17 protein-coding genes are annotated in these 19,924 nt (G+C 69.3%); 10 read left to right on the top strand and 7 right to left on the bottom strand.

What is annotated here, in order from left to right; all coding sequences use genetic code 11:
- Nucleotides 1-17 precede the first annotated feature (17 nt).
- The gene (locus ACE3Q8_RS08230; protein WP_374469781.1) at nt 18-758 is read left to right on the top strand and encodes a 16S rRNA (uracil(1498)-N(3))-methyltransferase; all 741 of its coding nucleotides are present in this window, start codon (nt 18-20) and stop codon (nt 756-758) included.
- Here the strand turns inward: ACE3Q8_RS08230 and ACE3Q8_RS08225 are convergent.
- On the bottom strand, nt 743-1,186 hold the full coding sequence (locus tag ACE3Q8_RS08225) for a VOC family protein (RefSeq protein WP_374469780.1): 444 nt from the start codon (nt 1,184-1,186) through the stop codon (nt 743-745). The two genes, ACE3Q8_RS08230 and ACE3Q8_RS08225, sit on opposite strands and share 16 nt — an antisense overlap.
- 161 nt (nt 1,187-1,347) lie before the next feature.
- On the opposite strand from ACE3Q8_RS08225, the gene ACE3Q8_RS08220 reads away from it, so the two are divergent.
- Entirely contained in the window at nt 1,348-2,703 is a 1,356-nt protein-coding gene (locus ACE3Q8_RS08220; RefSeq protein WP_374469779.1) for a glutamate--cysteine ligase, read from the top strand.
- On the opposite strand, the gene ACE3Q8_RS08215 is transcribed toward ACE3Q8_RS08220, so the two are convergent.
- Entirely contained in the window at nt 2,700-4,358 is a 1,659-nt protein-coding gene (locus ACE3Q8_RS08215; RefSeq protein ID WP_374469778.1) for an Ig-like domain-containing protein, read from the bottom strand. The genes ACE3Q8_RS08220 and ACE3Q8_RS08215 overlap by 4 nt on opposite strands.
- Before the next feature lie 159 nt (nt 4,359-4,517).
- Nucleotides 4,518-5,051, bottom strand: coding sequence for a DUF427 domain-containing protein (locus tag ACE3Q8_RS08210; protein ID WP_374469777.1), 534 nt, complete (start codon nt 5,049-5,051; stop codon nt 4,518-4,520).
- 182 nt (nt 5,052-5,233) lie between these two features.
- Here ACE3Q8_RS08210 and ACE3Q8_RS08205 point away from each other — a divergent pair, with 182 nt between their 5' ends.
- Complete coding sequence (locus ACE3Q8_RS08205) at nt 5,234-7,081, top strand: peptide MFS transporter (RefSeq protein ID WP_374469776.1); 1,848 nt, start codon at nt 5,234-5,236, stop codon at nt 7,079-7,081.
- Between the two features lie 82 nt (nt 7,082-7,163).
- Here the strand turns inward: ACE3Q8_RS08205 and ACE3Q8_RS08200 are convergent, their stop codons facing one another.
- The 3 genes from ACE3Q8_RS08200 to tldD form a co-directional block, all read right to left on the bottom strand.
- Entirely contained in the window at nt 7,164-9,188 is a 2,025-nt protein-coding gene (locus tag ACE3Q8_RS08200; protein WP_374469775.1) for a TonB-dependent receptor plug domain-containing protein, read from the bottom strand.
- Between the two features lie 111 nt (nt 9,189-9,299).
- Nucleotides 9,300-11,327 (bottom strand): TonB-dependent receptor plug domain-containing protein, encoded by a 2,028-nt coding sequence (locus ACE3Q8_RS08195; RefSeq protein ID WP_374469774.1) that lies wholly within the window; start codon nt 11,325-11,327, stop codon nt 9,300-9,302.
- A 95-nt stretch (nt 11,328-11,422) separates the two neighbouring features.
- Nucleotides 11,423-12,853: a metalloprotease TldD gene (gene tldD, locus ACE3Q8_RS08190; protein ID WP_374469773.1), complete on the bottom strand. Its 1,431-nt coding sequence runs from the start codon at nt 12,851-12,853 to the stop codon at nt 11,423-11,425.
- A gap of 162 nt (nt 12,854-13,015) precedes the next feature.
- On the opposite strand from tldD, the gene ACE3Q8_RS08185 reads away from it, so the two are divergent.
- Complete coding sequence (locus ACE3Q8_RS08185; RefSeq protein WP_374469772.1) at nt 13,016-13,771, top strand: metal-dependent hydrolase; 756 nt, start codon at nt 13,016-13,018, stop codon at nt 13,769-13,771.
- Between the two features lie 89 nt (nt 13,772-13,860).
- Here the strand turns inward: ACE3Q8_RS08185 and ACE3Q8_RS08180 are convergent, their stop codons facing one another.
- Nucleotides 13,861-14,208, bottom strand: a complete 348-nt coding sequence (locus tag ACE3Q8_RS08180; RefSeq protein WP_374469771.1) for a DUF3140 domain-containing protein — start codon at nt 14,206-14,208, stop codon at nt 13,861-13,863.
- Nucleotides 14,209-14,460: 252 nt separating this feature from the next.
- Between ACE3Q8_RS08180 and coxB the strand changes: the two genes are divergently transcribed.
- The 6 genes from coxB (at nt 14,461) to ACE3Q8_RS08150 (ending at nt 19,924) form a co-directional block, all read left to right on the top strand.
- The gene (gene coxB, locus ACE3Q8_RS08175) at nt 14,461-15,480 is read left to right on the top strand and encodes a cytochrome c oxidase subunit II (protein WP_374469770.1); all 1,020 of its coding nucleotides are present in this window, start codon (nt 14,461-14,463) and stop codon (nt 15,478-15,480) included.
- 18 nt (nt 15,481-15,498) lie between these two features.
- Complete coding sequence (ctaD, locus tag ACE3Q8_RS08170; RefSeq protein ID WP_374469769.1) at nt 15,499-17,157, top strand: cytochrome c oxidase subunit I; 1,659 nt, start codon at nt 15,499-15,501, stop codon at nt 17,155-17,157.
- A 78-nt stretch (nt 17,158-17,235) separates the two neighbouring features.
- Entirely contained in the window at nt 17,236-18,204 is a 969-nt protein-coding gene (gene cyoE, locus ACE3Q8_RS08165) for a heme o synthase (RefSeq protein ID WP_374469768.1), read from the top strand.
- On the top strand, nt 18,205-18,357 hold the full coding sequence (locus ACE3Q8_RS08160) for a hypothetical protein (RefSeq protein ID WP_374469767.1): 153 nt from the start codon (nt 18,205-18,207) through the stop codon (nt 18,355-18,357).
- Nucleotides 18,335-18,946 carry a cytochrome c oxidase assembly protein gene (locus ACE3Q8_RS08155; RefSeq protein WP_374469766.1) on the top strand — a complete coding sequence of 204 codons (612 nt, stop codon included), beginning with the start codon at nt 18,335-18,337 and terminating at the stop codon, nt 18,944-18,946. The genes ACE3Q8_RS08160 and ACE3Q8_RS08155 overlap by 23 nt, the downstream gene beginning before the upstream one ends.
- 108 nt (nt 18,947-19,054) lie before the next feature.
- Nucleotides 19,055-19,924 (top strand): cytochrome c oxidase subunit 3, encoded by an 870-nt coding sequence (locus ACE3Q8_RS08150; protein WP_374469765.1) that lies wholly within the window; start codon nt 19,055-19,057, stop codon nt 19,922-19,924.

Below are 19,924 nucleotides of genomic sequence, written 5' to 3'. Positions count from 1 at the left end.
GGGTAGAGACCGGCCCCATGATCCGCCTGCACGTGCCTCACGACCTCGCCGCCGGCGTCGAGATCGCCCTGGACGAGGGACAGAGCCGCTACCTCGCCGCCGTGATGCGGGCCAAGGCCGGCGACGAGCTGCGGGTCTTCAACGGCCGCGACGGCGAGTGGCGGGCGATCGTCGGGCAGGTGGGCAAGCGCGCGGTGGTGCTGCAGCTCATCGATCCCGCCCGGCCCCAGGCGACGGGGCCGGACCTCGACCTCGTGATCGCGCTGGTGAAGCGCGGGCCGCTGGAGACCATCGTCGAGAAAGCCGCCGAGTTGGGCGCCCGGCGCGTGCGGCCGGTGATCACCGAGAGGACCAACGCCGACCACACCCGGGTCGACCGGCTGCGGGCCATCGCCACGGAGGCCGCCGAGCAGACTGGCCGGCTTGACGTGCCCGAGGTGCTGGAGCCGGTGAAGCTGGAGAGGGTGATCGAAGGCTGGAACCCTGGACGGCGCCTGCTCTTCTGCGATGAGGCGGGCGACGCGCGGCCGGTCCTGGAGACGGTCACCGAGGGCGGGCCCTGGGCGATCCTGATCGGCCCGGAAGGCGGCTTCTCGCCGCGCGAACGCGAGATGCTGCGCGCCCTGTCCTTCGCGACGCCGGCCACCCTCGGACCGCGGATCCTGCGGGCCGACACGGCGGCCATCTCGGCGCTGACGCTTTGGCAGGCGGCGGTCGGCGACTGGCGCTCTTGGCCGCAAGGTCAGTCGCCGGCGTAGACGCTCTCCTCCGGCGCATCCGTGGGGCTCTCGAAGTCGAGCCGGTATCCGTCGGGGTCGCGCAATGAGACGACCCACAGGCCGTTGCCGACCACTGGCCGCTCGACCGGCAGGCCCGCGGCGGCCGCCTCCCGCCAGACCGTCAGCGCGTCGCCGCACATGATGCAGACCGTGACGCCTGTCCCTGGCGAGGCCGGGGGCGGCCGGGCCACTGCGGCGTCGGTGAACTGCTGGAGCATCACCGCGACGGCGTCGCGCTGCACCCAGCACCAGCGGGGCTCGCCGTCCACCGGCCACCAGTTCCGCATCTCGAACCCGAGATCGTCCACATAGAAGCGTAGCGAGGCCTTGAGGTCGGCCACCTGGAAGAAGGGAACCGCCTGGCTGAGGGCGGCGCGGGAAGCCGGGGACGCGTACGCCTGGGACATCGGACTGTCTCCTTCGAAACGCGCGCGCAGTTGACGCCTCGGCCGCCGCCTCTTCAAGGCCCTTGAGCGGCGCGGCAATTGCACCCATGTGACCTGACGACGTAAAGAGGCCGGCCGCGCGCCCTGCGCGTGCGCACGCCGGATGGGGGGAGGAAATCGAGATGGCTGGTGTCGCCTGCGACGACCGTCCCCTCGTGTTCGAGGACCTGGTCCGCTGGTTCGAGAAGGGCGCCAAGCCCGCGAGCGAGTGGCGCGTCGGCGCCGAGCACGAGAAGTTCGTGTTCCAGCTTGGGACACATGCCCCCGTTCCCTACGAGCCGAACGGGATCAAGGCGCTGCTCGACGGCCTGACCCGCTACGGCTGGGCCCCCGTTTACGAGGGTGAGAACGTCATCGCGCTGGAGCGCGGCATGGCCAACGTCAGCCTCGAGCCGGGCGGCCAGTTCGAGCTTTCCGGCGCGCCGCTCGAGACCATCCACGAGATCTGCGAGGAGACCGGCGGCCATCTGCAGGAGGTCAAGGTCGTCGCCGACGAGCTGGGGCTGGGCTTCCTCGGCCTGGGGTTCACGCCGCTGTGGACCCGCGAGCAGGTCCCGGTGATGCCCAAGGGCCGCTACAAGATCATGCGGGAATACATGCCCAAGGTCGGCAAGCTGGGCCTCGACATGATGTTCCGCACCTGCACGGTGCAGGCGAACCTCGACTTCGGCTCCGAGGCCGACATGGTGGCGAAGTTCCGCACCAGTCTGGCCCTGCAGCCCATCGCCACCGCGCTGTTCGCCAACTCGCCGTTCAAGGAAGGGCGGCCGACGGGCTTGCTGTCCACCCGGGCGAACGTTTGGACCGACACCGACGCCGATCGCACGGGCATGCTGGATTTCGTGTTCCGCGACGGCTTCGGCTTCGAGACCTACGCCAACTACGCGCTCGACGTGCCCATGTACTTCGTCAAGCGCGACGGCCGCTATGTGGACGTGGCCGGCCGCTCGTTCCGCGACTTCATGGAGGGCAAGCTCGCCGAACTGCCGGGCGAGAGGCCGACCCTGAAGGACTGGGCCGACCACACCACCACCATCTTCCCCGAGGTGCGTCTGAAGCAGTACCTCGAGATGCGCGGCGCGGACTCCGGCCCGTGGAGCCGGCTCTGCGCCCTTCCGGCGCTGTGGATGGGCGTCCTCTACGACTCGGCCTCGCTCGCCGCCGCCTGGGACCTTTGCAAGGACTGGGCGATCGAGGATCACGAACGGCTGCGCGCCGACGTGGCGCGCCTCGGCCTGAAGGCCGAGGTGGCCGGGCGGTCGGTGCAGGACATCGCCAAGGACATGCTGGCCATCGCCCGCGAGGGGCTGAAGCGCCGCAACCGCCTGTCCGGCGGCCTGGTCGACGAGAGCGGCTACCTCGGCGAGCTGTTCGACATCGCCGAGAGCGGCGTCACCCCGGCCGAGCGCCTGCTGGAGCTCTACAACGGGCCCTGGGCGGGGGACGCCGGGAAGGTGTTCGAGGCCTTCGCCTACTAGACGATCCAGCCGGCCGGCAGGGCCGAGAGCTGCACATTGGCCAGCACGAGCTCGCCGCCGCCGTCGAGGTCGATCACGGTGTCGGCGCCCGCTTGATGGGCCGTGTAGCGCTGGCCAGAGGACAGCTGCACGCGGTCGCCCTCGGCGGCGTTGAAGTCGGCGACGATATCGCGCCCGCCGCGGACCAGGGCCACGAAGACGTCTGCGCCCGCGCCGCCAGTGAGGGTGTCGTTCCCGAGATCCCCCAGCAGCAGGTCGTCGCCCTCGCCGCCGGAGAGCACGTCGTCGCCCTTGCCGCCCTGGAGGATGTCGCCGCCCTCGTCGCCGGAGATGGTGTCGGCGCCTTCGTTGCCATGCAGGAAGTCGTCGCCGGTCCCGCCGAAGACGCGGTCGTCGCCGTCGTCGCCGAACAGCCGGTCGTCACCGCTCGCGCTGCCCACCGTGTCGTTCCCGCCGCCGCCGTGCAGCTCGTCGTCGTCCTCGCCCAGCACCATGTTCTGGGCGGCCCCGTCGGCGAACACGGTCTGTTTCCCGAGGCCGCCGATCAGGTTCACCTGGCCGGTGACGAGCGCGTAGTTGATGTTCTGGAGGGCCACCTGCGTGCCCGGCAGCGATCCGGTGGCGTCGAGGAAGAAGGCGCTTAGCTGGTTGAGCGGGCCCTGGATCACCACGGGCGCGAGGCTGGAGGCGAGGGGGCTCATGCCGAGCTGAAGGGCGAAGGCGTTGAAGCTCTGCTGGGCGGCGTTCGTGATGCTGTCGGCGATGGCCTCCAGCATCTGGTTTGACGCCGAGATCTGCATGGCGGCGTCGAAGGCCTGCTGGGCGAGGAAGTTCAGCATCTGGACCTGGCTCAACGCGCCCGACAAGGACGACAGCGTGCCGCCGATGCCGCTCGGCAAGAGCACCTGGCCGCCGCCCGCGGGAATCTCCAAGGGCCGGCCGCTGTCGCCGCTGCGGCCGACCGGTATCTCCAGCGTCTCCTCCGTGCCCGATCCGGTCTGGCGCACCACCTTGCCGACAGGCACCCCGTCGACGACGGTCTCCGTCACGGGCTCGGAAGGGGGCGCAAATCCTGTCTCCGCGAAGATGCGGCCGCCGAGGCCGCTGTTGCCGGCGGCGTCGGTGAAGAGGCCGTCGTCCAGCCTGATGCTGGCGCTCTCGAAGGGACGGAAGGTGCGCACGTCGACGGTGAAGACGCGCGGGTCAGCCGTCGCGGAGAAGTCCCGTAGTGAGGCGGTCAGGGCCGACACGCTGAGGTCCCCCACCGTGAACCCCACGGGCGCCTCGCTGAAGGTGATGGTGAGGCGGGACAACGCGTAGCCCGCGTAGTCCTGCGTGAACGACACCGTCGGGGCTTGAGTATCGATCGTCAGGACCAGCGCTTCAGAGGGTGCGCTCGTGTCGCCGCCCACCGTGGCGGTGGCCGTCAGCCGGTGCTCCCCGTCGGCCAGCGTGGGCAGGGTGACGCTGAAGGTCCCGTCGGAGCCTGCCGTCACCTGGGCGATCTGGGTGGCCCCGTCGAAGATCCGCACGGCCGCATTCGGATCGGCGAAGCCGTTGAAGGTGGGGGTGGCGTCGTTGGTGATGCCGTCCTCGACCTCGCCGCTGTCGGACGCGTTGGACAGGTTGAGCACCGGCTCGGTGATGGTCGTCATGGCGTCGCCCCTGAAACCGCGACGCACTCACCGCCGCCGCCGTACATTCCGTCAGCGCACCAACTTGCAGGGTGACGGAGGTCACAGCGACCATGGCTAAAGCTCCGCCGGCGGACAAGCCGCTGGCGGAGCGCGGGGAGTCAATTCTTCAGCGGCGCCTCAGCGCAAGCCGCCCTGCTCGTCGCCCGGCGTCTCGACGTTCGGCTCCCAGTGGTCCTTCTGCGAGACGCCGGAGCCGGAGTCGGTGTGCTGGATGATCTCATCCACCTCGGACCGGTCCATCATCTCGTCGCGCGCCGCGCTGCGGTCGTGGTGGTGCGGGTTCACGGCGGCGTCGTCCACCGGATAGACCTCCACCTGATCGGTGTAGAAGGCGATGCGCCCGGCGATCTGGCCCACCGTGTCGGCAGGGTCCTCGTAGGACCAGGCCACGTTCTCGGCGATCTCGCTGTTGCGGCGGATGGTGTAGTAGGTCGCGTCGCCCTTGTAGGGGCAGTGGGTCACCCGGTCCGTACGCGCCATGTACTCCATGGCCACGGAGTCCCGCGGGAAATAGACCACCGCCGGATAGTCCGCCTCGCGCAGGACCAGGGCGTCGTCGCTGTCGGCGATCACGGCGTCGTTGAACATGGCCCGCCAGCGGGTCCTGCCGGGCTCGACGGTGATCGGGTGATCGGGGCCGGGGGTCATCATGCGCGGAGTCCTCCTTCGATGCCTGAACGCCTGAGGCGCGGGCATGGGTCCCCGCCGGGCGGGCCGAGGCAAGGCCTTGCTTGTGCTCGGAAAGGCCGCGTGATTTTCTCCGCGCAAATTGGCGCAGCCGGGGCGAAACCGCTCACGGCCCTGGAAGCCATAGGGAAACACCGGACGCCCATATGAACCTGATCGTTCTGCTCGGCATCGCCATCACCCTCATCACGGGCTTGCCCGTGCTGATGCAGATGATGCGAAACCACCCCCGGGGCCTGATGGTCCTGTTCTTCGCCGAGATGTGGGAGCGCTTCTCCTACTACGGCATGCGCTCCATTCTGATCTTCTACCTCACCCAGCACCTGCTGTTCGACGACGCCACCGCCAACGCGCAGTACGGCTCGTACACCTCGCTCGTGTACCTGCTGCCGCTGCTGGGCGGCATCCTGGCCGACCGCTACCTGGGCACCCGCAAGGCCGTGGCCTTCGGCGCCCTGCTGCTGGTGGCGGGCCACCTGACCATGGCCGTGGAGGGCGCGCCCGCGCGGCAGACCCTGACGTACGCGGGGCAAAGCTACGAGGTGACGTCGGAAGGACGCATGGAAGACCGGCAGGTGCGCCTGATGGTCGGCGGCCAGCCCTACGAGTTCGGTCCCGCCGCGGCGGGCGGCCTCGAGGTGAAGGGGCTTCCGGCCGGCGGGCCGCTGCCGACCGTCCTGCCCGAGGGCTCCTACACGCTCGAGAACGCGGTCGACCCGATGGGCAAGAACGCCTTCTACCTGGCCGTCAGCCTGATCATCATGGGGGTGGGCTTCCTCAAGCCCAACATCTCGGCGATTGTCGGCCAGCTTTACCCGCAGGGGGACCCGCGCCGGGACTCCGGCTTCACGCTCTACTACTACGGCATCAACCTCGGAGCGTTCTGGGCCTCGGTGCTCTGCGGCCTGCTCGGCACGACCTACGGCTGGTGGGCGGGCTTCGGCCTGGCCGGCGTCGGCATGCTGGCGGGCTTCGTGGTCTTCGTGCTGGGCAAGAAGCACCTGCAGGGCAAGGGCGAGCCGCCGAACCCGGAGCTTCTGAAGAAGCCGGTCGCCGGTCCGGTGAACCGCGAGTGGCTGATCTACGGCCTGGCGATCCTGGGCGTGCTGCCGGTGTGGCTGCTGGTGCAGCGCAACGCCGTCGTCGGCGTGGCGCTCGGCATCTCGACGGTGCTGTCGTTCCTGGCCATCGCCTACATCATCGCCGTGGTCTGCAAGACCTGGGTCGAGCGCCAGCGGATGATGCTGGCCGTGGTGCTGATCCTGGGGGCGGTGGTGTTCTTCACCCTGTTCGAACAGGCCGGCACCTCGCTCAACCTGTTCGCCGCCCGCAACGTGAACTTGGTGGGCGTCACCGCCGCCCAGACCCAGTCCTTCAACGCCGGCTACATCCTCATCTTCGCGCCGATCTTCGCGGCCATGTGGGCATGGCTCGCGGCGCGCGGCCGTGACCCGAACCCGACGCTGAAGTTCGGCCTGGGGCTGATCCAGGTGGGGCTGGGCTTCATGATCGTCGTCTGGGGCGCGTCCTTCGCCGACGAGCAGTACCGCCTGCCGATGATCTTCCTGGCGCTGCTCTACCTGTTCCACACCACGGGCGAGCTGTTCCTGTCGCCGGTCGGCCTGTCGGAGATCACCAAGCTGTCCCTGGCGAAGGTGGTCTCGTTCATGATGGCCGTGTGGTTCCTGTCCTCCTCGGTCGCCCAGTACGTGGGCGGCTGGATCGCGGGCCTTGCCGGCACCCACACCGTCGGCGGCCAGGTCACCGATCCGGCGGCCGCCCTGCAGTCCTCGCTGAGCGTCTTCAACATGCTCGGCCTGTGGGGCATGGGCATCGGCGTCGGCTTCATCGTGCTCAGCTTCTTCATCAAGGGCTGGTCCCACGGCGCCAACGACCCGCAGGGCCATGTGCAGCCGGAGCCGATTGCGCCCACCCTCGACGGCGAGCGCCAGTCGGTGAGCCCCGCGGCGGTGCGGGGCGAAAGCCGGAGCTGAGGCCCGGACGACCCAACCTGAAGAGAGGCGAAGGCCGCGGAGCGATCCGCGGCCTTCTTCTTTGGGCGCCCGGTCGGCGGGGTCAGCCGCCGAAAGTCTTGCGGACCCGGACGTAGAGGCTGCGGCCTGGCGTCAGGTCGCGGTCGTCGGTGTACAGCAGTTGGCCGGTGCGCCGCTCCGGCCCGAAGGCCTGGGTGTTGAAGCGGATGCCGCGCTCGGCCAGGTTCATGAACTCCACGCGCATGACGACGTCCGAGCGCAGCCGCTTGTCGATCCAGGCGGTGATGTAGGCGTTGTGCAGTTTCACGTCCGTGATCGAGTTGTAACGGTATGTGGTCTGCGACCAGCCGCTGAACACCGCCGCGCCGACGCTCGCGCCCCACTGCGGCAGGTCCTGGGTGTAGCGCGCCTCCCACTCCAGCGGCCGAAGCCGGGAGATCGGCCGTTCGGTCAAGGTGGTCGGGTCGACCACCTCGGACCAGCGCCGGTTCAGCTCGCCCTGCAGCACGCCGCCGCGCCAGCCGAACGGTTCCGAGGGGACCGTCGCGGTCACGATCAGCTCGTCCTTGGATCCGTCCCCGATGTTGGTGGGCCGGTCGAAGACGCCGCCGTCGTCGGTGAACACCGGCCCGCGGTCGATGACGTCCTTCAGCTCCGAGCGGCGGTAGGTCACGGTGACCGCCCCGCTCTTCCAGAACCGCTGCTCCAGCGTCACCTCGCCCACCCAGGCCTGTTCGGGATCGAGGTCGGGGTTGCCGACGCTGACGCCGGTGCCTTCCTCGAAGTCCGCGCCGGCCACGAAGTCGTCGAAGTCGAGCTGGCCGACCACGCGCTCCACACGGGCGCGGAGCTGGGCGCCGGGCAGGGGCTGCCAGGCGACGGCCAGCCGAGGCTTGAGGAAGCTCAGGCTCTTCTCCAGCACCACGTCGCCCTCGGACGAGATGTCGGACGCCTCGAAGCGCACGCCGCCGTCCAGCGTCCACTGCGGCGTGGGGCGCCAGACGAGCTTGGCGAAGGCCTCGCCGCGCAGCTCCTCCACCTGCACGTCGGCAGCCGGCAGGACCTCGGCGGCGCCGTTGAGGAAGAACTCCGAATGGCTGTCCAGACGGTTCAGCGCCGCCTCGCCGCCGCCCTCGAAGGACAGGGTGGCCGAGCGCTGGTGCTTCAGCACGGCGCGCCCGATGGTCTCGTCGTAGGTGCGCTCATACCGGAAGTCCTCGGACCGTCCTGGCGAGAGCGCCAGGTCGAAGCCGTGGAAGTCGGAGTCGGTGCGCAGCGCCACGACCTCGAGCTTGGTCTTCGGGCCGAAGTCGCGGTCGAAGCGGGCGCCCAGCTCGGTCTCGAACTCGTCGTAGGGCGAGGTGATGTTGTCGAGCCGGCCTGCGGGGGTGGCGAAGCGGATGGTGTTCTCGGTCTTCCAGCTATCCCAGAAGGCGCGGCCATTCAGGGTCACCCTGCCGCCCAGCAGCGGCTGGCTGTAGCCGGCGGTGATGGTCTGCTGCAGCCCGTCGCTTTCGGACTGGTAGTCGGCTCGGCGCAGCAGGCTGCCGTCCGGCGCAAGTCGGACGTAGGGGCCGAACTGGCCGCCGTCGTCGTTCCCGTAGCCGTAGCGGATGGTGGTCTCCCAGCTCCGGGTCCCGTCGCCGCCGGACAGCTCCAGCCGCATGCCGTGCATGTTGCGGCCGTCCCACAGGTGGTTGTTGGCCACCGCGAACAGGCCGCGGAAGCTGGCGCCTTGCTTGCGGACCACGTTGGCCAGCACCGACTTGCCCTGCATGTCGATACCGGGCGCCCCGCCGCGGATGATGTCGATGCGCTCGACTGCGCTCAGCGGCACGCGGCGCAGGATCTCTTCCAGATTGTCGCTCTTGCTGGCCGGGCGCTGGCCATCGATCAGCACATTGCCCGCCGCGCCCTCGAAACCGCGCACGTCGCTGCCGGTGTCGAGGGTGAAGCCTGGCACGCGCGCCAGCAGTTCGGCGGCGTTGGAGGCTTGCTGGCCGGCGAAGAAGCTCAGCGGATAGCTGATCACCCCCTGCTGCGGTTGGGCCACGGCCTCAGGCGTGGCGGCCGCGGCGGCCTGGGCCAGCAGATGGACGGCGAGCATTGACTTGTTCCTCCCAGCACTGGCCGCAAATGACCTGTGACCGGGGGGTGGACGCCAATTAAATGCCCGTAAGCTGGATTAAATCGGCGAAAGGTTTGCGCGGAAACGGGGTCAGCCGCCGAGGGTCTTGCGCACGCGCACGTAGAAGATTCTCCCGACCTGGATGTCGCGATCGTCGACGTACTCCAGCGCGCCCGTGCTGCGGGCGCCGGTGTAGCGGTAGCGGGTCTCCCGGAACCCCCGCTCGGTCAGGTTCTGGATCTCGGCGCGGACAGTGATGTCGGCGCGGGGCTTCCAGTCCACGAACGGCGTCACGAAGGTCTTCAGCTTGAGAACCTTCACCTCGTTGAACCGGTAGTAGGTCTCGCGCCAGGCGCCGAAGGCGTCGACGCCCCAGGTCACCCGCCACTGCGGCACGTCGTGGGTGAAATGCGCCTCCCATTCCACCGGACGCGAGCCGGAGACGCGGCGCTTGCGGCCGGTGGTCGGGTCGGTGACCTCGCTGCGCTCCCAGTTCACGAAGCCGCGGAGCTGGCCCCGCCGCACGCCCAGGCGGTCGAGGGGCAGGGTGAGGTCGATCCCTAGTTCCTGCTCCTGGCCCGAGCCGATATTGGCGGGGGCGTCGAAGGCGACGCCGGTCGCGCCGAACACCGGCGCCCGGTCTATCACGTCGGTGAGCTCCTCGTGGCTGAGGGTCAGCACCACGGCGCCCGAGCCCCAGAAGCGTCGCTCTAGGGCGAGCTCGGTCTCCCACGACTGCTCGGGGTCGAGGTCGGGATTGCCGGCCTGGACCTCGCCGCCGGTGTTGAACTCGGTCTCCGCGACGAAATCGTCGAAGTCGAGCTGGTCGACCTTCCGCTCCACACGGAAGCGCACCTGGGTCACGGCGTCCGGCGCCCAGGAGGCGGAGAAGCGCGGCTTCGTGAAGTAGAGGGTCTTCTCCAACTCCACGTCGCCCTCGGAGGAGATGCGCGAGGCCTCCTGTCGCAGGCCCGCCTCGAGGGTGAGGCTGGCGCGCGGCCGCCAGGTCGCCTTGCCGAACAGCTCCCCCCGGGTCTCCTCCACGCGCACGCTGCCGGCGGGCAGCGGCTGGGCCTGGCCGTTCAGGAAGTACTCGGTCTCGCTCTCCAGCCAGTTGAAGGCGCCCTCGGCGCCGGCCTCGAACGAGAGGGCGTCCGAGCGGCGGTGCTTCAGGACCGTGCGTCCGATGCTCTCGCCGGTCTTGCGGTCCAGGGCGAAGAGCACGGTCTCGCCGGGCTCGCGGAAGGTCTCGCCGAAGTGCTTGTCCTCGTTCCGCTGCAGGAGGACGGTCTCCAGGGACGTGTTGGCTCCCAGGCTACGGGTGTCGCGGGCCCCCAGCTCCACTTCCTTCGCGTCCTCCCCCCACTGGTCGAATTCGGTGGCGAGCGCGGGGAAGGTGATGCGGTTCTGTTCGTCGTAGTTGAACTCCTCGGCGAACAGGCGGGCGTTGAGCCTCAGACGGCCGCCCAGGAACGGGGTCTCGTAGGCGCCGGTGACGATCGCCTGGACCGCCACCCCGCCCTCCGCCTCCACGTCGGAGCGGATCAGCGGCCGGCCGGCGGGGTCGAGGCGAACGCGCGGGCCATCGCCCGTGCCGTCGTCCACGCCCTGAGCCAGCAGCACCCCGGCCTCCCAGGCGCGGCCGTTCGACCCGCCGGAGCCCTCCAGGCGGAAGGCCGACAGGGTCCGGCCGTCGTCTGCGACCGTGCGCGTGGACGCGGCGATCAAGCCCCGGAAGCCGCCGCCCGCCTTGCGGACGACATTCACCAGCACCGTCTTGCCCTGCATGTCGATGCCGGGGGCGCTGCCGCGGATCAGGTCGATGCGCTCCACCTGCCCGGCGGGGATGCGGTTCAGGATCTCGCCCAGCGGATCGCTTTTGGCGGCAGGCCGCTGCCCGTCGATCAGCACGTTGCCGGCCGCGCCCTCGAAGCCGCGGACGCTGTCGCCGGCGTCGAAGGTGAAGCCGGGGACCCGCTCCACCATCTCCAGCGCGCTGGTTGGACGGAAGCTCTCGAAGAAGGATGGCGGATAGCTGATCACGCCCTGCTGCGGCTGCGCCGCCGCCTCGGGAACGACGGCCGCGGCGGCCTGCGCAAGCGCGTGGATGAGCAGCATGAATTCCTCCCAGGCGGACCGACTACGGTCGCCCGGGAAGCCTCGCCAGTTAAATGGCTGTAACCTCCGGTAGCAGCGGTCGCCGAAACCAGGGTCTAGAGGCTGGTGCCGCCCACCGTCAGGCCGGTCAGCTTCAGCGACGGCTGGCCGACGCCCACCGGCACGCTCTGGCCGGACTTGCCGCAGACACCGATGCCGGGGTCGAACGCGAAGTCGTCACCGATCATGGTCACGCGGGTGAGCGCCGAGGGGCCGTCGCCGATCAGCGTCGCGCCCTTCACCGGCGTGGTCACCTTGCCGTCCTCGATCAGGTAGGCCTCGGTGCACTGGAAGACGAACTTGCCGTTGGTGATGTCCACTTGGCCGCCGCCGAAGTTGGCGCAGTAGAGGCCGCGCTTGGTCGAGGCGATCATCTCCTCGCGCGAGCTGTCGCCGCCCAGCATGCCGGTGTTGGTCATCCGGGGCATGGGCATGTGGGCGTAGGACTGCCGACGCCCGTTGCCGGTGGGCTGCAGGCCCATCAGGCGCGCGCTCATCCGGTCGTGCATGTAGCCCACGAGGATGCCGTCCTCGATCAGGATGGTGCGCTCGGTCGGCGTGCCCTCGTCGTCCACGGTCAGCGAGCCGCGGCGGCCGAGGATCGAGCCGTCGTCGAAGACGGTGACGCCCGGCGCGGCCACCCGCTCCCCCACCTTGCCCGAGAAGGCCGAAGTGCCCTTGCGGTTGAAGTCGCCCTCGAGGCCGTGACCCACCGCCTCGTGTAGCAGGACGCCGTTCCAGCCGGGGCCGAGCACCACGTCCATCTCGCCGGCCGGGCAGGGGACCGCCTCAAGGTTCACGAGCGCCTGGCGCAGCGCCTCGTCCACAGCGCCCTGCCACTTGTCGGCGCTGATCCAGGCCTCGAAGCCGGCCCGGCCGCCCTGGCCGGTGTAGCCGTTCTCGCGCCGGCCATCCTTCTCGACGGTGATCTGCACGTTGATCCGCGACAGCGGGCGCACGTCGCGGATCAGTCGGCCGTCGGCGCGCAGGATCTCCACCGTGCGCTGCTCGCCGGCCATGGAGGCCATCACCTGCACCACGCGCGGGTCGCGGGCGCGGGCCCAGGCGTCGATCTCCTGCAGCAGGGCGACCTTGTCGGAGAAGCCGGGAGAGGCGAGCGGATTGTCGTCCCCATAGAGCCGGGCGTTGGTCGGCCGCGGGCCTTCGGCGGCGACACCGGCGTAGCCGCGCTTCGCCAGGCTCGCGGAATCCGCGGCGCGGCGGATGGCCGCTTCGCTGACCTCGCTGGCGTGGGCGTAGCCGGCGGTCTCGCCCGCCACCACCCGCAAGCCGAAGCCCTCGGCGGAGTCGTAGGCCGCCGACTTCAGGCGCCCGTCGTCGAACAGGAAGGACTCGCTCTCGCTGCGCTCGACGAACAGCTCCCCGTCGTCGGCGCCGGCGAGCGCTTCGCCGAGGATCTCGCGGGCGCGGTTCGGATCGACGCCGGCGGCGTCCAGGAGCGAAGGGGCGGGGGCGTGCGCGTTCATGCCCGCAAGATAGGAAGGCCGACCGCGCCCGTCACGGCGCCAATACGCGCGCCGGCCGGAAAAGCCGCCCTGCACCTTTGATTCAGCCTGGTCCGCTAGGCTTCGCGGCATGTTCACCGCGAGGGACCGGCACTTCGACATCGACGCCGTGGCGGTCCGCGCGTGGCGCGACCGCGACCCGGTGGCCGCGGCCTTCTAGACGGCCTGTCGGCGCTGTTCCCGCAGGGCGAACGGTTCTTCATCGAGAGCGTGCGCGCGCACCGGCGCCTGGCCGAGGGCGTGCTCGCGCGCGACGTCGCCCAGCTCATCGCCCAGGAGGCGGTGCACACGCGCGAGCACGTGGCGTTCAATGCGCAGGCTGCGGCGGCCGGGCGCGACATGGGGCCGCTCGAGGCGCGCACCGGTTGCGAGATCGCGGCCGTGCGCCGGAAGGGCGACCTCCGCAAGCTGGGCGCCACCGTCGCCCTGGAGCATTTCACCGCGCTGCTGGCGCACGAGCTGGTGGCCGAACCCGCCCATCTGCGCGATGCGCCGACCGAGACCCGTGGGCTGTGGCTGTGGCGCGCGGCGGAAGAGATCGAGCACAAGGCGGTGGCCACACCACCAGGGCAGGCGCCGCGTAAAGCGCGGCCAGCAGCGCCCCCCACCCGACCAGCGCCCGCATCCCGCGGCGTACGGCCTGGGGTGTCTGCTCGCGGCGCAGGGCGGCGCGCCGCCACAGCCGCACGCCGGCTTCGCCGGCCAGGAGCAGCAGGCCCCAGGCGGCGATCCGCGCCGGCGACAGCAGGCCTAGCGTGTGAAGGGCGAAGCAGATCACCGCGAAGCCCAGTGCGCGGAGCACGACGTGGTCGCGCACCGCCCGCTGGTAGAACAACTCGACCGCGATCTGCTCGAACAAGGGCCGCCCCGGCCGTGTGACACTCGCGGGGACGTCAAAAGGTTGTTGATTTCAAAGTGGTTAGGCGCGGACAGCTCGTTCGCCCGCCCCCCGCGCCGCCGTCGTTATCCTATGTGCGCCGCAGCGGGTCGTGGCCCCAGTTCATCAGGCTCCACCGCCAGCGGGTGTCGGTGACGTCGCCCCAGGGTCGCTGGGCGAGGTGTCGGCGGCAGTAGCCGATGACCTTCTTCATGTGGGCGTAGTCGGCGTCGGTGAGGGCCGCCACCGGCTTGCCGCGGATCGCCAGGATACGCCGCGCCGACTGGCGGCCGACGGATTCGGTCTCGCCGCGCCGGACCATGCCCACCTTCTTCGACTCCGGCGTCTCCAGCCAGGCGCGCAGCTCACCGGGCGTCAGGTTCACCAGTCGGTCGAACTCGACGCGGATCTCCCGTTCCGCCTCCGGGCTCAGATGCATGCGAATCTCCCCGCGAACGTCATTCGCCCGAAGCGGCTGATCGGTCGGGTTTTTGACCGCCCCGACGGCCGCGCCGCCGCATCCTCCCCATGGGAGGCGGCAAGCGCCTTGGCAAGCCAAAGCGATGCGCGTATGCACGCGCCCGAAGGGCCGGGCAGCGTGCGCCAGCATGCCTGCGCGCGCCCTTCTGACAGTCGGCGGGGGCGATCGTCAGTTTCGCGAGACGCGGCCGGCCAACCAGACCGAGGGGACATGAAGTCGAGGTTTCAGGGTATGCGAGCGCTGACGGCGGGCGCCGTCGCGGGCGCGATGTCGGCGTTCTGGGGCGTCTCCGCCCTGGCCGAGGACTTGATGGGTCAGCCCACGCCAGGCGCGATCGACCTGCAGCCGGGCGTCACCCCGCTGCGGCACGACGCGATCTTCTTCCACAACGCGATCCTGCTGCCGATCATCACGGCGATCACGCTATTCGTGCTCGGCCTGCTGGTGTGGGTCATCGTCAAGTACAACAAGCGCTCGAACCCGGTGCCGGCCCGCTGGAGCCACAACACCGCGATCGAGGTGATCTGGACGCTCGTGCCCGTCCTGATCCTCGTGTTCATCGCGATCTTCTCGTTCAAGCTCCTCTTCGCCTACCACGACATGCCGAAGCCCGACCTGACGGTTAAGGCGACCGGCTACCAGTGGTACTGGGGCTACGAGTACCCGGACCAGGAGATCTCCGAGTTCGTCTCGAACGTCCTCCCGGAGGAAGAGGCCAAGGCCAAGGGCGTCCCCTTCCGCCTGGCCGCCACCGAGCCGATGGTCGTGCCGGTCAACAAGACGGTCCGCGTGCTGGTCACCGGCGCCGACGTGATCCACGCTTTCGCCGTTCCCTCCTTCGGCACCATCATCGACGCCATCCCGGGTCGGGTGAACGAGACCTGGTTCAAGGCCGAGAAGGTCGGCACCTACTACGGCAACTGCCGTGAGCTGTGCGGCGTCGACCACGCCTTCATGCCCATCGAGGTGCGGGTCGTGACGGACGCCGAGTTCGCCGCCTGGGTGGCCGCGAAGAGCGGCAAGGCCCCGGCGCCGACCCCGACCACGCTGGACAACGCCGCCGACGCGGCGGGCGCCGCCAACACGGAGGCCGCGCCCGCGGCCGCCGCGGCCGGCCAGTCCGCCTCCGCCACGGTCAATCCGTCCGCCGCCGCGCCGGCCACGCCGCAGCCTGCCGCGCCCGCGACGACCACCGCTCAGCCCGCGCCCAAGGCGCCGGCCGCGAAATAAGCCAGGAATAGCGTTCAGATGGCCACATCAGCCGCTCACGGACACCACGAAGCCCACGACCACAAGCCGGGCTTCTTCACGCGGTGGTTCCTCTCCACCAACCACAAGGACATCGGCACCCTCTACCTGCTGTTCGCCATCATGGCGGGCCTGGTGGGTGGCGCGCTGTCCGGCCTGATCCGCTGGGAACTCGCCGAGCCGGGCATTCAGGTCTTCCGCGAAGGGAGCTGGCTCGCCGCGACCGGCCTCGTGGAGCCGTCGAAGCACGGCTACAACGTGGTGGTCACCGCCCACGCCCTGATCATGATCTTCTTCATGGTCATGCCGGCGCTGATCGGCGGGTTCGGCAACTGGTTCGTCCCGCTGATGATCGGGGCGCCGGACATGGCCTTCCCGCGGATGAACAACATCTCGTTCTGGCTGCTCGTCGCCGCCTGGGTGCTGCTCTGCACCTCGATGTTCGTCGACGGCGGCCCGGGCCGCGGCTTCGGCGGCGGCTGGACGGCCTATCCGCCGCTGTCCACCTCGGGACACGCGGGCCCGTCCATGGACCTCGCGATCCTGTCGCTCCACCTGGCGGGCGCGAGCTCGATCCTGGGCGCCATCAACTTCATCACCACCATCTTCAACATGCGCGCGCCGGGCATGACCCTGCACCGGATGCCGCTGTTCGTGTGGTCGGTGCTGGTCACCGTCTTCCTGCTGCTGCTCTCGCTGCCCGTGCTGGCCGGCGCGATCACCATGCTGCTGACGGACCGGAACTTTAACACCCACTTCTTCGACGCGGCCGGCGGCGGCGACCCGATCATGTACCAGCACCTGTTCTGGTTCTTCGGTCACCCCGAGGTGTACATCCTGATCCTGCCGGGCTTCGGCATCATCAGCCACATCGTGTCCACGTTCTCGCGCAAGCCGGTGTTCGGCTACCTGGCCATGGCCTACGCGATGGTGGCCATCGGCTTCATCGGCTTCGTCGTGTGGGCGCACCACATGTACACCGTGGGCATGAGCATCAACCTGCGCGCCTACTTCGTGGCGGCCACGATGGTCATCGCCGTGCCGACCGGGGTGAAGGTGTTCAGCTGGATCGCGACGATGTGGGGCGGGTCGATCGACTTCAAGACGCCCATGCTCTGGGCGATCGGCTTCATCTTCCTGTTCACCGTCGGCGGCGTGACCGGCGTGGTGCTCGCCAACGCCGGCATCGACTACAGCCTGCACGACACCTACTACGTGGTGGCCCACTTCCACTACGTGCTGTCGCTGGGCGCCGTGTTCGCGATCTTCGCCGGCTTCTACTACTGGTTCGAGAAGATCTTCGGCGTGAAGTACCGCGAGTGGCTGGGCGCCACCCACTTCTGGATCACCTTCGTCGGCGTGAACCTGATCTTCTTCCCGCAGCACTTCCTGGGCCTCCAGGGCATGCCGCGCCGGTACGTCGACTATCCGGAAGCCTTCACCTACTGGAACCAGGTCTCGTCGCTGGGCTACGCCATCACCGCCATCGGCGTGGGCGTGTTCCTGGTGATGCTGGTGGAAGCCCTGATCTTCCGCCGCAAGGCCGAAGCCAACCCGTGGGGCGAAGGCGCGACGACGCTGGAGTGGACCCTGTCCTCGCCGCCGCCGTTCCACCAGTTCAACGAACTGCCGGTGATCAAGCCGGACGCCCACCACTAGGCGTCGGGCTCCTCCGGGACCATCTAGAGGGGCGCGCTCCGCAGGGGGCGCGCCCCTCGAACATTCCGAGTATTCTGCATGGCCATGGCCACGGCCCATCCCACCGCACGCGCGCCCGCCCGCTGGCAGGACTTCCTGCAGCTCCTGAAGCCGCGCGTCATGAGCCTGGTGGTGTTCACCGCGCTCACCGGCCTCGTCGCCGCCGAGCGACCGGTGAACCCAATCCTGGGCGCGGTGGCGATCCTGTGCATCGCGGTAGGCGCCGGCGCGTCCGGCGCGCTCAACATGTGGTACGACGCCGACATCGACGCCAAGATGCGCCGGACGCGCGGGCGGCCGGTGCCAGCCGGCCGGGTGCAGGGCGCCGACGCCCTGACGCTCGGGATCGTGCTGTCGCTGTTCTCCGTGATGCTGATGGGCATGGCGCTGAACTGGCTGGCGGCCGGCCTGCTCGCCTTCACCATCGTCTTCTACGCCGTCATCTACACCATGTGGCTGAAGCGCTGGACGGCCCAGAACATCGTCATCGGCGGGCTCGCGGGGGCGCTGCCGCCGGTGATCGGCTGGGCGGCGGCCACCGGGACCGCGCCGCTGAACGCCTGGCTGCTGTGCGCCATCATCTTCATGTGGACCCCGCCGCACTTCTGGGCGCTCAGCCTCTACACCTCCGAGGACTACCAGAAGGCCGGCGTGCCGATGATGCCGGTGGTGGCCGGCGCGGCTTCCACGCGCCGCCAGATCTGGCTCTACAGCCTGCTGTTCACGCCGATCGCCGTGGCTCCGGCCTTCACCGGCCTGGGCGGCGTGGCCTACCTGGCGGTGTCGGGGCTGGGGGCCCTCGTCTTCCTGCTGCTCGCCTGGCGCCTCTACCGCAGCCATGCCGGCGAGGCAGGCGGCCAGCGCAACGACGACGGACTGTATGACGTCCGCGCCGGCGCCCGGGATGCGCGCAACCTGTTCGCCTTCTCGATCCTGTACCTGACGCTTCTCTTCGCCACCCTACTTGTGGAACACCTGGCGGGCCTTCCCGCCCTGGAGGTCTTCTAGATGAGCGATCCCGCCCGCGAGACCGAGGCCGAGACCAAGGCCCGGCGCGGCCGCAACGTCGCGCTGGCGCTGGGCCTCGTGCTCTTCGTCATTCTGATCTTCGTGGTCACCATCGTGCGGCTCGGCGCCAATGTCACCGAACGCCCCTTCTAAGCCCCCGGCCAGCCCTGAGCAGAAGCGCAACGCCCGCGTCGCGCTGATCTGCGCCGCCGCCTTCTTCGGCATGATCGGCGCGGCTTACGCCTCGGTGCCGCTCTACCGGGCCTTCTGCCAGCTCACCGGGTTCGACGGCACGACCAAGCGCGCCGAGGCCGCGCCGGGCACGGTGCTACAGAAGGAGCTGACGATCCGCTTCGACGCCAACGTGCGCGACCTGCCGTGGACCTTCACGGCCGAGCAGAAGGCGCAGCAGGCGAAGATCGGCGAGACCAAGCTCGCGCTGTTCCGGGTGACCAACAACGGCTCGGAGGCCATCACGGGGCGGGCGGTGTTCAACGTCGTGCCGGAACAGGCGGGCCCCTACTTCCAGAAGCTCGACTGCTTCTGCTTCTCGGACCAGACCATCGGCCCGGGCCAGACGGTCGACATGCCGGTCTTGTACTTCGTCGACCCGAAGTACGCCTCGGATTTCGAGACGAAGGGCAAGCAGGAGGTGACGCTCTCGTACACCTTCTTCCCGTCCGTGGAGGCCCCGCCGGCCCCGCAGACCGCCCAGGCGCACAAGCCGGCGAACGCTGGTTAGCCTTTCCCCCTTGGCGAGGGGTGCGACGCAAGGCTATAGCGTCCGCGAATTGAATGCCCGCGCCGCGAGTCCGGCGCGGGTCGACTTTGCGAGGGGTACTGGACGGCGATGGCCCAAGGCGTGAAGCACGACTACCACCTGGTCAATCCGAGCCCGTGGCCGCTCCTCGGTTCGCTGTTCGCCACCATCATGGCGATCGGCGGCGTGACCTGGATGAAGGGCCTGTTCGGCCTCGACAAGGGCACCTGGTACATCTTCGCCATCGGCTTGGCCGGCGTGCTCTACACCATGTTCGGCTGGTGGCGTGACGTGGTGAAGGAAGCGAACGCCGGCGACCATACGCCTGTCGTCGGCATCGGCCTGCGCTACGGCATGATCCTGTTCATCGCCTCCGAGGTGATGTTCTTCGTCGCCTGGTTCTGGATCTTCTTCGAGATGGCCCTGTTCAACGGCCATCGCACCCTGTCCTCCATCGAGGAGGTGCGTCTCGCCTGGGAAACCTGGCCGCCGCACGGTGTCGAGACGGTCGCTCCCTGGGGTCTGCCGCTGCTCAACACCCTGATCCTGCTGCTCTCCGGCACCACTGTCACCTGGGCCCACCACGCGCTGCAGACCGGCGACCGCCGCGGCGCGAAGATCGGCCTGGCGCTGACGATCCTGCTGGGTGTCCTGTTCACCTCGGTGCAGGCGTACGAGTACCACCACATCATCGACCACAAGTACTTCTTCAACGAGGAAGCCGGGAACGCCGGCCTCTACGGCTCGGCCTTCTTCATGGCGACCGGCTTCCACGGCTTCCACGTGCTGATCGGGACGATCTTCCTGGCCGTCTGCCTGATCCGCCTGATGAACGGCGCCTTCACGCCCAAGCAGCACTTCGGCTTCGAGGCGGCCGCCTGGTACTGGCACTTCGTGGACGTGGTCTGGCTCTTCCTGTTCGCCTTCATCTACGTGATCTTCTCCGGCGGCGGGCACTGA

Origin of the sequence: Phenylobacterium sp. (genome assembly GCF_041913825.1) — a bacterium.
Taxonomy (GTDB): domain Bacteria; phylum Pseudomonadota; class Alphaproteobacteria; order Caulobacterales; family Caulobacteraceae; genus Phenylobacterium.
Note: the sequence above shows the minus strand (reverse complement) of the source record. Positions and strands in the feature narration are given on the sequence as shown.

Coding starts and splice junctions, on each gene's coding strand:
- ACE3Q8_RS08230 (WP_374469781.1), top strand. CDS start 18: ATGATCCGCCTGCACGTGCCTCACGACCTCGCCGCCGGCGTCGAGATC.
- ACE3Q8_RS08225 (WP_374469780.1), bottom strand. CDS start 1,186: ATGTCCCAGGCGTACGCGTCCCCGGCTTCCCGCGCCGCCCTCAGCCAG.
- ACE3Q8_RS08220 (WP_374469779.1), top strand. CDS start 1,348: ATGGCTGGTGTCGCCTGCGACGACCGTCCCCTCGTGTTCGAGGACCTG.
- ACE3Q8_RS08215 (WP_374469778.1), bottom strand. CDS start 4,358: ATGACGACCATCACCGAGCCGGTGCTCAACCTGTCCAACGCGTCCGAC.
- ACE3Q8_RS08210 (WP_374469777.1), bottom strand. CDS start 5,051: ATGATGACCCCCGGCCCCGATCACCCGATCACCGTCGAGCCCGGCAGG.
- ACE3Q8_RS08205 (WP_374469776.1), top strand. CDS start 5,234: ATGAACCTGATCGTTCTGCTCGGCATCGCCATCACCCTCATCACGGGC.
- ACE3Q8_RS08200 (WP_374469775.1), bottom strand. CDS start 9,188: ATGCTCGCCGTCCATCTGCTGGCCCAGGCCGCCGCGGCCGCCACGCCT.
- ACE3Q8_RS08195 (WP_374469774.1), bottom strand. CDS start 11,327: ATGCTGCTCATCCACGCGCTTGCGCAGGCCGCCGCGGCCGTCGTTCCC.
- tldD (WP_374469773.1), bottom strand. CDS start 12,853: ATGAACGCGCACGCCCCCGCCCCTTCGCTCCTGGACGCCGCCGGCGTC.
- ACE3Q8_RS08180 (WP_374469771.1), bottom strand. CDS start 14,208: ATGCATCTGAGCCCGGAGGCGGAACGGGAGATCCGCGTCGAGTTCGAC.
- coxB (WP_374469770.1), top strand. CDS start 14,461: ATGAAGTCGAGGTTTCAGGGTATGCGAGCGCTGACGGCGGGCGCCGTC.
- ctaD (WP_374469769.1), top strand. CDS start 15,499: ATGGCCACATCAGCCGCTCACGGACACCACGAAGCCCACGACCACAAG.
- cyoE (WP_374469768.1), top strand. CDS start 17,236: ATGGCCATGGCCACGGCCCATCCCACCGCACGCGCGCCCGCCCGCTGG.
- ACE3Q8_RS08160 (WP_374469767.1), top strand. CDS start 18,205: ATGAGCGATCCCGCCCGCGAGACCGAGGCCGAGACCAAGGCCCGGCGC.
- ACE3Q8_RS08155 (WP_374469766.1), top strand. CDS start 18,335: ATGTCACCGAACGCCCCTTCTAAGCCCCCGGCCAGCCCTGAGCAGAAG.
- ACE3Q8_RS08150 (WP_374469765.1), top strand. CDS start 19,055: ATGGCCCAAGGCGTGAAGCACGACTACCACCTGGTCAATCCGAGCCCG.